Consider the following 11,944-nt stretch of genomic DNA (forward strand, 5'->3'; position numbering starts at 1 on the left):
TGGGGTGTATTTACTCTGCGGCCAACCCTTGAAGCGTTCGTTGGTTCTGCTCGCGTGCGCGCAGCTCCGCCATAACCTCCATCAGGCCATCCATTCGGGTGGGTGTCGTAACGCGGTTATCGGCGGCTGCATCCACCAGAAAAGCGACCTCTGGCAAGGGTTTGGCGAATATTACGGGAGATCTGGGCAGAGCGATTGTTGCCGCGGCACGCACCCCTGCTTTGCCGATCAACTTTATTTTTTGCGCCTTGGTTGTACGGGCGCGGAAGTTAATCGAATCGTGTTTGTTGCGGCGCAACGCACCACCGATGCCGTCATAGATATAGCGGGCTGCGAAGATACCGGTACGCGCACCAACGGGCAAAGCACTAATGCCGGCCTCAGACCGGATGTACAGGCGCCGCGCCTCGGCCAACAGACGTTTGACCATGCGACGCACTTCGGGCGTTGCTTCGGGAGCATCAAAGAAATCAGGGACGTTCATCCCCTCTTGCTCCAACCAGTCGAGCGGCAGATAGATACGGCCCGCGCGCGCGTCTTCGCCTACATCACGGGCAATATTGGTCAGCTGCATCGCAACACCCAGATCACAGGCGCGCGCCAGCGCATCGGCATCCCGTACGCGCATCAGCACACACATCATCGCCCCCACTGCCGAAGCTACGCGCGACGAATACTCACGCACGTCAGACAACGTATGATAACGGCGTTCAACCGCATCCCATGCCAGCCCTTCCAACAGGGCCTCGGGCAAGGCCCGCGGCATATCGAACTGTTCGATAATGGCAGCAAAGGCACGGTCTTCTGGGGCGTTCTGCGGCGTACCAGCATAGGCCAGATCAAGACGCTCTTGCAGCGCGATCACGGCGGCACCCTTGGCAGTGCCCTCGTCAACCTCGTCATCGGCCAGACGGCAAAAGGCATACAACGCCAGTGCAGGATCACGCACCGACGATGGCAGCAATTTGGATGCGGCATGAAACGACAGCGATCCGGTACGGATCACCGCGCGGCAATGTTCGAGATCGGCAGGCGCGATCATTCTGCGGCCAGTTGCGGCGCATCGGCCACAACCTCCATATCGGGCACCAGCTTGGCCAATACCTCGGCACTGCTCACCACTCCGGGCAGGCCCGCGCCGGGGTGCGTGCCGGCACCGACCAAAAACAGGCCCCGCGCCTCTTCGCTCACGTTATGGGGGCGGAACCATGCAGATTGCAAAATCCGCGGCTCTAGCGAGAAACCGGCACCATGCGGGCTGAGATAGCGATCGCGGAAATCTTCGGGGGTAAAGACCAGCTCGGTCGTGATCTTGTCGCGGAAACCCGGCATCTGCTTTTCAATCTCGGCGGCAACCAGTTCGCGGTATTTCGGCTCTTGGGTTTTCCAATCCACCGCATTGTCCCACGCAAGGTTCGGCACAGGCGACAATACATAGAACGTATCATCACCGGCGGGTGCCGCCGTCGGGTCTGTCACGGAGGGGCGGTGGATATACAGGCTCATGTCATCGCACAGCTTGCCTCGCATAAAGATGTCGCGCAGCAATCCGGTAAAGCGGGGGCCGTTCACAATGGTATGATGGCCCATATCAGGCCAGGCTTGCGCCGTGCCTTTGGTGCCGAAATACCAGACATACAGGCCCATCGACCACCGTTTACGCCGCAGCTTGGGCGCGGTCCAACGCTTTTTCTTAAAGTTCCGCATCAGATGGGCATAAGTATGTCCCGCATCTGCATTGCTCACGATCAGGGGGGCATCCAGCACTTCACCATTGGTCAGGGTCACGGATTTGGCGGCACCGTTTGCGACGATAATCTCGTCCGCCTCGACACCGTGGCGGATGATGCCACCCTGCGCGCGGATCACGCCAGCCATGGCGTCGGCAATGGCCTGCACGCCACCCATGGCGTAATGCACGCCGTATTCTTTCTCAAGATGCGCAACCAGCGCGTACATCGAGGTCACATGCGCTGGATCGCCACCAATGAACAGCGGGTGGAACGACAGCGCCATGCGCAGCTTTTCATCTTTCACGCGGGACGCCGCATGGGCATAGATCGAACGATCTGCCCGCAGCATCGCAAATTTGGGCAGAACCTTGATTGTCTCCCAGATGCGGTGCATCGGTTTTGCAACCATTCCTTCAAAGCCTACGACGTATCGCGCATGGCTATCCTTGAGAAACCGCTTATACCCCTTGAGATCACGCGGGCTGATCTTTTCAACTTCTGCGAACATACGCGCATCATCCCCGCAGGCCTCAAACTTGGTCCCGTCCGGCCAGCGGATTTCATAAAAAGGATCAAGCGGGCGCAGATCAACATCAGCGCGGAAATCACGGCCACAGTCGGCCCAGAGGGATTCGAACACCTGCGGCACGGTTACAATCGTCGGCCCCAGATCAAACCGATGGCCCCGCTGGCTGATGGAGGAGCCGCGCCCGCCGGTGCGGTCCAACCTGTCGAGAACAGTAACGGCATAGCCCTTTGCCCCCAGTCGCATCGCAGCGGCAAGGCCGCCAAGGCCTGCGCCAATAACGATGGCACGATTGTCGGGGAGGTTTTGTGAATCTATCATAGGATCAGGCTACAACTGTCTAGTTTGATTTACAATCTTTGTGTGCACTTAAGTGTACACCCTTTCCTAACGTGCAAAATTATGTCAACCTAACTAGACAGATTAGGGATTCAGATACGTGCAACAAGTTGTTAGCCTCAGCTTTTTCCGTTTTGGCAGCACCACCGCACGCCTATGGGCGTTTGCGATGATGGGCCTTGCACGCAGGCCAATGGCACGCACTCCCGACATCGGATTCTGGAAGCTCTGTGGCTCTGGCACCGGCGAAGGGTTCACGCCCAAACCGAATCTGTCTGTCTATGCAATACTCGCTACATGGCCCGATGCCCAAACCGCCGAACGAGAGACCGCGCGTGGCGTTTTTGCACGCTACCGCGCCAAATCGGTCGAAGACTGGACAGTTTACATGTCGCCCACTTCGGCGCGCGGTGATTGGGCAGGGGTGCAACCGTTTGTTCCCGTAAACGCACCCGCCAACGGCCCCATCGCCGCCCTTACCCGCGCCAGTGTAAAGCCGGGTATGGCAAGACGGTTCTGGGGACGCGTGCCAAACATATCTGCTGTGATCGGCACCGACCCTTCGGTGCTGTTCAAACTCGGCATCGGTGAAAAACCGCTGGTTCATCAAGTGACATTCTCCATCTGGCCCAACGCTGCCGCCATGAACAATTTTGCCCGCACCGGCCCGCATGCAGAGGCCATCAAGGCCGTGCGCAGCGATGGCTGGTTCTCCGAAGAACTTTATGCCCGCTTTTCCCTTGTGTCCGACCGCGGCACATGGGGCGGGGCATCCCCACTCGCACCGAAAGATACCCCATGAAACAGCCCTTCCCCTTTTCCGCCATCGTGGGCCAAGAAGACATGAAGCGCGCGATGATCCTGACAGCGATTGACCCCAGCATCGGCGGGGTATTGGTGTTTGGCGACCGTGGCACAGGCAAATCCACCGCCGTCCGTGCGCTGGCCGCCCTGTTGCCGCCTATAACCGCCGTCAAAGGCTGCCCCGTCAACGCGGCCAAGCCTGCCGATTGTCCCGATTGGGCTAATTTAGAGACTGATACACTGCATGAGATCCCTACTCCAGTGGTTGATTTGCCGCTTGGCGCATCAGAGGACCGCGTGACAGGCGCGCTGGACATCGAAAAAGCACTAAGCAACGGAGAAAAGGCGTTTCAACCGGGCCTGCTGGCACGTGCCAACCGTGGATACCTGTATATCGACGAGGTGAACCTGCTAGAGGATCATATCGTTGATCTGCTGCTTGACGTTGCGCAATCGGGCGAAAATGTGGTTGAGCGGGAAGGCTTGTCGATCCGCCATGCGGCGCGGTTTGTACTTGTCGGCTCCGGCAACCCCGAAGAAGGAGAGTTGCGGCCCCAACTGCTGGACCGTTTTGGCCTGTCTGTCGATGTCGCCTCTCCCACCGATATTGACCAGCGGATCGAAGTGATCAAACGCCGCGATGCGTACGAAAACGATAATGCCGCCTTTATGGTACGCTGGCAGGCCGAGGACGGTATGCTGCGCGACCAGATCATTGCCGCGCGTCTGTCGCTGAAAAAACTCACCACCCCCGAGCAAAGCCTGCGTGACGTGGCAGAGCTGTGCATCGCCCTCGGTTCTGACGGATTGCGGGGGGAGTTGACGCTGCTCAAGGCCGCGCGCGCTTATGCGGCGTTCCGCGATGATACGGCTCTAACACGGGGACATATCCGCGATGTCGCTGCTTTGGCCTTGCGCCACCGTATGCGCCGCGATCCGCTGGATGATGCAGGCACAGGCACCCGCGTGGCACGCATCGTAGAAGAAACACTCGGCGCCTGATGGAGCCGTTCGCCCGAGCTTATACGGCCCTCGCGCTGCTGGCGCTGGACCCTGCTTTGGGCGGCATCGTCATACGTGCCCGCGCAAGTGCTGTTCGGGATGCAGTAACAGCAGTGCTGCCCGACAGCACCCGCCTGCACCCCGCAATGACCGCCGATGCGCTGGACGGCGGCATTGATGTATCTGCCACGCTTTCATCCGGCACTTTGACAGAAACGCGCGGTCTGCTGGCACGCGCCGGCCCTTTTATTCTTGCTATGGCCGAACGGACGGACCCCTATGCAGCTGCCCGCCTCGCCGCCGTGCTGGATGCGCAGGCAGGCAACACATTGATCGCGCTGGACGAGGGGATTGAGGAGGAGACCTTGCCCCCTGCCCTCGCGGACCGCCTTGCTTTTCGCGTCGATCTAAACGAATGCGCGCTTGGGGATATTACACCGCCCCCCGCATGGCCGCAGCCTGCGCCTTTGGGCCGCGTTCGTGCGCCTGACGATCTGGCAGATACACTGGTGATGCTGGCGGTACGGCTGGGCATCGTCAGCCTGCGGGCCGTAGGGTTTGCCCTGCGTGCGGCCAAGGCCCACGCGGCGCTGAACGGACGCAGGGAGACAACAGACGAAGATGTGGCCGCTGCTGTTGCATTGGTATTCGCCCACCGCGCCACACAATTGCCTGCCGATGAAAGCCCGCAAGACACCCCCGACGACACGCCACCACCCGATAGCGCTGACACGCCCCCCGAAGCGTTGCCGCAAGACGCGCTGCCGCAGGACATGCTGCTAGATACCGTGCTCGCAATGCTTCCGCCCGATATATTGGACAATCTGAGGGCAAATACAGGCCCCCGCACCGCCACAGGCAGCGGCGCAGGGCGGAAAAAAATCGGTAACAGGCGCGGTCGCCCCCTTCCCGCGCGCGACGGCGGCGCGGCAAAGGGCCGTGTTGATCTGATCGCTACGCTGCGTGCTGCCGTACCTTGGCAAACCCTGCGCAAACGCGACGCACCCCAACGCACCGGCCCGATCATTCGCCACAGCGATCTGCGCTATAAACGATATGTGGATATGTCGGACCGCGTATTGATTTTCGCGGTAGATGCCTCGGGATCTGCCGCGATGGCCCGCATGGGTGAGGCGAAAGGCGCGATTGAGTTGCTGTTGGGCCAAGCCTATGCGCGGCGCGATCACGTGGCACTGATTGCCTTCCGTGGCGCGCAGGCAGAGGTCTTGCTGGAGCCGACCCGTTCTCTGGTGCAGACCAAACGCAAACTGGCCGATCTGCCGGGCGGCGGTGCAACGCCGCTGGCTGCAGGGCTGGTGGCGGCACATACAATGGCAGAACAAGCCCTGCGCAGGGGCCTGACACCCACCGTTATCGTCCTGACAGACGGGCGCGCCAACATGGCACTTGATGGCACCGCAAACCGCACTGCCGCGACAGCAGATGCCCAAGCCGCTGCGCAGGCCATGCGTAATAGTGGGTCAGAGACAATCATCATCGACACAGGCCGTCGCCCCGAAGCAGCACTTGCCCGTATCGCCGACATCACGGGTGGCACCTATATCGCCCTGCCCCGCGCCAATGCGCACAGCCTGTCGGACGCCGTTTCCTCTACACTGGAGGGCTAGGCCGTGGACTGGCAACAGCATAAGAGCAACTGGCCCCATGCCGACACATCCAGCTTTGTTCTGTGCAAACCGCACAAATGGCACATACAGGATGCAGGCACCGGCCCGTTGCTATTGTTGCTGCATGGGGCGGGCGGCAGCACGCAGAGCTTTCGCCATCTGATCCCCCTGCTCACCCCCACGCACCGCGTTGTGGCCATCGATCTGCCCGGTCAGGGTTTTACCCGTTTGGGCGCACAGGCCCGCTGCGGGCTGGAGTTTATGGCGGAGGATATCGCACTGCTCTGCGCTGACCAAGACTGGCACCCGCAAGCGATTATCGGCCATTCCGCAGGAGCCGCTGTAGCGTTTGATCTAGCGCCCCGCCTGCCCGCCCCTGCACCGCATGTCATCGGCATCAACGCGGCACTGTCGAATTTTGAAGGTGTCGCAGGTCTGATGTTTCCACTTATGGCCAAGGCGCTGGCAATGATGCCCGGTGTGGCAGGGCTGTTCACCGCCTCGTCTGGCAACCCGCGTTCGGTACAGCGGTTGATTGACGGAACCGGATCGAAACTGCCCGCGGACGACTTGCGGCATTACGGTGCGCTGGTGAGTGACCGCAGTCATGTAAACGCAACCCTTCAGATGATGGCCCAATGGGACTTGAACCCGCTGTTATCACGCCTACCCCAAAGCGATGCACAAGGTCTGTTGATCGCTGCTGCGAATGACCGCGCAGTGCCCGCCGCCACATCCAAACAGATTGCAGAGCGTGTGACAGGACTGCGCCATAGCGAGCTACCCGATCTAGGCCACCTTGCCCATGAGGAAGCGCCAGAGCAGATTGCGGCGCTGATCCTTGCCTATTTGGCAGATATCACGCCGCATACCTAAATTTTTTAATTTTTTCAATGCATTGTGCAATAATTGCCCATGGGCAACCGCTTAGTTGAAGCGCGACTTCACAAATGCATCAAACGCACCGCGCAGGCTTGCCTCTGACAGGTTGTCCTCAAACTCAAGCTGGTACTTGCGACCCCGCTTGCGCGCGGTGATGCCCTTCTCCCCCGCAGTTCTGCGATAGATCGCCTCGTCAGGTTTGCGGGCCGGTTTGGCCTTGGGCGCTTCGGCCGCTTGGCGCAACTGCTTAACGACATCCATAGGATCGATAAAGGGGCCGCGCCCGTTGCGGGCTGATTGCTGCTGCGCCCCGATCCGTGCAGCTTGGGCCATCACTGGTTCAGCTGTTGCAGGACGCGCCAAAAGAGGTTTGAGGTCACGCGCGTGGCGTTCCTTGATATCGCGAATAGACGGGAATGCACCGACAATCTGGTCGGGCAGCGATGCCAGCGCCAGATAGCGCGACAGCCACGGCTGACTGACCTCCAACCGCTCTGCCATCGCTTTTTGCTTGCCACCATAATAGCGCGCAATGGCATCTGCGTAATCAATCGCACGCTCGTAATCGCTGATGTCCTCACGCTCGCGGTTTTCGATGTCAGCAAGGCGGAATGCCTCCTCATCTGTCATCTCACGCGCTTCAATCAGATATTTGAACTGGGTGTAATTGTTGGCCCGCAGCCAGCTGACGGCAAAGTGCCTGCGCGCACCACAGATTACCTCGTATTTATATTCAGGGTCATCAATGGGCCGAACAATGGCTGGAAATTCCTGCCGTCCCTGTGCGCGAATACCATCAATCAGATCGCGGCAGTTTTCCTCGTTCAGCAACTCGTAATCACGGTTGTGACGCTCCCACATGCGGCATTCGGACGGATCCACCCAGCGCAAGGTCTTCTCTTCCAACTCACCCGACAGGCGGTCGTTGATAGTGGTTGAACGCTTGAGGAACCGCGCAGATTCGCGCGCCTGTGGTTGTGCAGGTGTGTCCAGATCGCTTAGCACATCGTCAAAAATGGCGTCATGTTTCTTGCTCATAGCAGTCCCTCCTTACGCAGGTTCTTGTGGTGGCTTGGCCATGTCTTACGGATCAGCAGCTCAATCTCGCTGTTGACCGCGTCAAGGTAGGCGCGACAGCGTTTATGTGTGTCCGTGCGCGTGGCAGGCCCCGTCAATTCGTACACCGTGGCCAGATTGGCCGCAGCATTGTCGATCTCGGCACTGTCTTTCAGCACCGCGTTCAGCATATCCAGCGGAAAGACCGCATCCATCATCCGCTTGATCGCCTGATGGGCGGATTTGCTGTCGTTCATCTTTGTCGCGAGAATTTTAATAAAAGCATAATCGCGCGCACCCCCCGCGCGCGCCAGCTCACTAAGTGTTGCACCCATCATTTTCAGAAAATGCGCGGTAGAGCCGAAATCAATGTTGTTTGGGGGGGCAGGGATAACAATCGCATTGGCTGCGCGCAGTACCGACAGCGACAGCATGCCAAGGGCAGGGGGCGGATCCAGCAGGATCACATCAAATTCGTCTTTGATGCTATCAATACCGTCGCGCAAACGGTCGAGCACAAAGGTCTGGTCGCGGGCCATACGGGCGGCAAATTCATATTCGGCATCATACAGCCCAAGGTTCGCAGGGATCAGGGCAATACCCGGCCAGTAGGTGCCACGCAGGGCATAATGCAGCGTCTTTGGCCCACCATGCCGGAAGAAGGGATAGAGCGTCTCCTCCTCTTCATCCACGTCAATATCGGGGTTGAGGCCAAAGACGCTGGTCGTGCTGGCCTGACTGTCGCAATCAATCACACATACCCGATATCCTTTGAGTGCAAGGAACTGCGCAAGGTGGCAAACCATCGTGGACTTGCCAACGCCCCCTTTAAAATTCTGCACGGCAAGGACCATCGCAGGATCATCGTCGCTGCGGTGGGGCAGGGTGCCAAACACGCGCCGCATCTCATTGACCTGTGCGAGGCTATAGCCAGTGCGCCGCTTTGTCTGTGGGTCTTTCTGAGGTGCGGGCAAGCGACCGTCTGCCTCTGCATCGCGGATCAGTTTATCGCTGCGCCCTACCATCGCTGCGGCCTTTCGCACGGTAAAGCGCAGATCCAGTGTTTTGCTAGTACCAGGGGCAAAGAGGCGGTCACGCAATCTGTTGATGACTGTCGAAGCACGGGTGGCCAGCTGGTCAAGCTCAGTAAGTGTAACGGGGGGAAGTACGGGCTGCTCCATGAGATCCTCATGTTATGATTATCTGCGAATCATGAACTGCCATGCCTTGATGCTCAAGTGTGAATATTTGATGAGAACGACAAAAAGACGCGAAAATGGCGGTATCTGACAAATTGGCCGGAACTTTGCTGTTTTGGGCGATCTATGGCCACTCATTCAGCGCCATTGGCCATCAAACACCCAAAATGTAAGGTATAGTAATTTGGAAGTCCCAGAGACAGGATTCCCTTAAAATACCATATCAGAAAAACCCCTTTGTGTTCTTCTTTCAGAGTCTTCAATGTTCTAGTCACAGAACCCCCTATAAACACTACTGAATATGGCTCTAACCTTACGTATAGGGGCGGGTTTGCTTACATATCGGGACGCATGGAATTACATGTTGGGACGGTATCTATTACGTCTGGGGGCGATGTTTAATTCTTACGTTTCGGGTGTCTCCGCGATGTGCTTTGAGTAGGTGAAAAAAGCTGTAGAATACAGTTAGATGCGAATCGGGTGGGTGAAAATGCGATCTTTAAGCCTTACTTTTCGGGTGATTGCCCATGGGCAACTTTTCTTGTATCTTACACAGCAACAGCTACAAAAGTAAGAATAAGCGTGTAAGCGAGCAGATGGCAACAAAACCCTATCGCACCATAACGGCGCGACCCAATGCAGATAGTCTGGTTAAACCTGGAGAGCTGGTGGACCTTGTCGAGGTCACGCCCCTGACGCTTGCGGACCGCCGGATATACAATCAACTGCTGGAGAACGCGTGGGACGCGATTGAGAAACCGGTGACACATGTCATAGCCAAGGCTGATCTGCGTGGATCCCATAACTCCAACGACCGCGTAGGGGAATCGATCGAACGATTGATGGGCTCTATCGTGAAGGTCAAAGTGCAGCGAGACGGGGAAGACGCGATCGAGCGGGTACAACTGTTAGGCGGCAATATCGAGACGACACGGCGCGACGGTTTGCTGGAATACGAAATTCCGACACGGTTGCGGCGGATCATCAAAGACAGCACCGTTTTTGCGCGGTTGCAGCGCGAGGTTATGTTCGCACTCAGCTCAAAATACGCGCTGACTTTGTACGAGATGATACAAAAGCGTGGAAACCTGCGGTGGAAATCCTCGGAGAAATTCAGTGTCGATGATTTGCGCGGCATCCTGGGGGTGCCGAAAGGGAAACTGACCTCATGGTCGAACCTCAAATTGCGGGCAATTGACCCCGCGGTATCAGAGGTCTGTGCGCTGAGCGATTATGTGGTTGAAGTTGCACCGATCAAGACGGGCAGGCGGGTGACACACGTAGAGCTGCGCTGGTGGCGCAAAGACGCGACATCAGAGGCCGAGGCAGAGCGGGAACTGGAGTTTTCCAAGGTAGGACGCAAGACACGTAGCAAAGAGCGGGCAGAGGCTCTGCGCGCCCAACCCCAGCGTCCGCGTCCCGTTTGGCTGGAAGCGCGCGGAGCTGCCCTGCGCCCGGATACATATGAGACAGCGCGCCTGCGCTACCCTGGGTACGATATTTACCATGTGGAGGGCGAGTGGCGCGACTGGGCCAAAGGCAAAGATGCGCCGCGCGATCCTGACCGCGCGTTTTTGGCGTTTTTCAAAACCTTTGCGGCCGCTAACCCGATCTAGGCGGGTAGGGGGCCAGCCCCCATCCTCCCCCAAGGGAGGATGCCCCCGGAGGATTTATGGCCAAGAAAAATAGAAGGATCAGCCGTTACGCACGGTGTCGATCATCAGCTGTACATTTTCGGGGTCTGCGTCGGGTGTGATGCCGTGGCCAAGGTTGAAGATGTGGGGCCCCTTCGAGAAGGCCTGAACAGTGCGGCGTGTCTCGGAGACAAGCGCATCGCCACCAGAGACCATATGCGACGATTTGAGGTTGCCCTGAACGCAGCCGCCTGTTTGCAGGTTTGCGGCGGCCCATTCGGCGGTCACCCCATCATCTACAGCGATGCAATCAGCACCCGTTGCCGCATGCGTGCCGACATATTTTTCGCCAGCGCCGCGCGGGAAGGCAATGACAGGCACGCCGGGATGTTTTTCCTTAAGCGCGGCTGTAATCCGGGCCATCGGCTTTATGGAGTAGTCCATAAAATCGTTACCCTGAAGTGATCCGGCCCAACTGTCGAAGATCTTAACCACTTCGGCGCCTGCTTCGATCTGTTTGGACATGTAGTGGATTGTTGCGTCGGTAATCCGTTCCATCAGGCTATTGAACACGGCGCGGTTTTCAGCTTTGAGTTTGTGTGCGGGCCCTTGATCGGGCGTGCCCTGCCCCGCGATCATATAGGTGGCTACCGTCCATGGTGCGCCGGCAAACCCGATGAGTGTCGTCTCGGAGGGCAATTCGCGGGACAGGATTTTTACAGTCTCATATACAGGAGACAGGTGGTCGTGGATCGCATCTGCTGGAACCAGCTTGTCCAGTTCGGCCTGCGTGGTGATCGTAGACAGGCGCGGTCCTTCGCCAGTGACGAACCAAAGGTCCGCGCCCAAGGCTTGGGGGACCAGCAAAATGTCGGCGAACAGGATAGCCGCGTCAAATCCGTAGCGTCGAATCGGCTGGAGCGTCACTTCGGCTGCCAATTCGGGATTATAGCAAAGCTTGAGAAAATCACCTGCTTGGGCGCGCGTTGCGCGGTATTCCGGCAGATAGCGACCCGCCTGACGCATCATCCAGATCGGCGGCGTGGGAAGTGTCTCGCCGGCAAGCGCGCGAAGGATTGTTTTCTGGGCGGTCATATGCTGTCTCTATATTTGAATTTGGCTATATCTATCATGCGATAAA

At 58.2% G+C, this 11,944-nt stretch carries 10 protein-coding genes; 5 read left to right on the plus strand and 5 right to left on the minus strand.

Annotated elements, in window-relative coordinates:
- Positions 1-10 precede the first annotated feature (10 nt).
- Together crtB and Q0903_RS19330 are read right to left on the minus strand one after the other, a co-directional pair.
- Entirely contained in the window at positions 11-1,042 is a 1,032-nt protein-coding gene (gene crtB / locus Q0903_RS19325) for a 15-cis-phytoene synthase (protein ID WP_299031944.1), read from the minus strand.
- Positions 1,039-2,580, minus strand: coding sequence for a phytoene desaturase (locus Q0903_RS19330; protein WP_299031947.1), 1,542 nt, complete (start codon positions 2,578-2,580; stop codon positions 1,039-1,041). The genes crtB and Q0903_RS19330 overlap by 4 nt, the downstream gene beginning before the upstream one ends.
- Positions 2,581-2,698: 118 nt before the next feature.
- Between Q0903_RS19330 and crtA the strand changes: the two genes are divergently transcribed.
- The 4 genes from crtA to bchO are packed head-to-tail and all read left to right on the plus strand — an operon-like array spanning position 2,699 to position 6,908.
- A complete protein-coding gene (crtA, locus tag Q0903_RS19335; protein WP_299417940.1) occupies positions 2,699-3,400 on the plus strand; it encodes a spheroidene monooxygenase in 702 nt (233 codons plus the stop codon).
- Positions 3,397-4,404: a magnesium chelatase ATPase subunit I gene (bchI, locus tag Q0903_RS19340; protein WP_299417942.1), complete on the plus strand. Its 1,008-nt coding sequence runs from the start codon at positions 3,397-3,399 to the stop codon at positions 4,402-4,404. Before crtA ends, bchI begins: the two co-directional genes overlap by 4 nt.
- Entirely contained in the window at positions 4,404-6,032 is a 1,629-nt protein-coding gene (locus Q0903_RS19345; RefSeq protein ID WP_299417944.1) for a magnesium chelatase subunit D, read from the plus strand. The genes bchI and Q0903_RS19345 overlap by 1 nt, the downstream gene beginning before the upstream one ends.
- 3 nt (positions 6,033-6,035) lie before the next feature.
- Positions 6,036-6,908: an alpha/beta fold hydrolase BchO gene (gene bchO, locus Q0903_RS19350; RefSeq protein ID WP_299417946.1), complete on the plus strand. Its 873-nt coding sequence runs from the start codon at positions 6,036-6,038 to the stop codon at positions 6,906-6,908.
- Between the two features lie 51 nt (positions 6,909-6,959).
- On the opposite strand, the gene Q0903_RS19355 is transcribed toward bchO, so the two are convergent.
- Both Q0903_RS19355 and Q0903_RS19360 read right to left on the minus strand, forming a co-directional pair.
- Positions 6,960-7,952 carry a ParB/RepB/Spo0J family partition protein gene (locus Q0903_RS19355; RefSeq protein ID WP_299031961.1) on the minus strand — a complete coding sequence of 331 codons (993 nt, stop codon included), beginning with the start codon at positions 7,950-7,952 and terminating at the stop codon, positions 6,960-6,962.
- Positions 7,949-9,151: an AAA family ATPase gene (locus tag Q0903_RS19360; RefSeq protein ID WP_299417948.1), complete on the minus strand. Its 1,203-nt coding sequence runs from the start codon at positions 9,149-9,151 to the stop codon at positions 7,949-7,951. Before Q0903_RS19360 ends, Q0903_RS19355 begins: the two co-directional genes overlap by 4 nt.
- 614 nt (positions 9,152-9,765) lie before the next feature.
- On the opposite strand from Q0903_RS19360, the gene Q0903_RS19365 reads away from it, so the two are divergent.
- Complete coding sequence (locus tag Q0903_RS19365) at positions 9,766-10,785, plus strand: replication initiation protein (protein ID WP_299417950.1); 1,020 nt, start codon at positions 9,766-9,768, stop codon at positions 10,783-10,785.
- 78 nt (positions 10,786-10,863) lie between these two features.
- Here Q0903_RS19365 and hemE read toward each other — a convergent pair whose 3' ends face one another.
- Positions 10,864-11,898, minus strand: coding sequence for a uroporphyrinogen decarboxylase (hemE, locus tag Q0903_RS19370; protein WP_299417953.1), 1,035 nt, complete (start codon positions 11,896-11,898; stop codon positions 10,864-10,866).
- Between the last annotated feature and the right edge of the window lie 46 nt (positions 11,899-11,944).

This window comes from uncultured Sulfitobacter sp., from assembly GCF_947502895.1.
GTDB lineage: Bacteria > Pseudomonadota > Alphaproteobacteria > Rhodobacterales > Rhodobacteraceae > Sulfitobacter.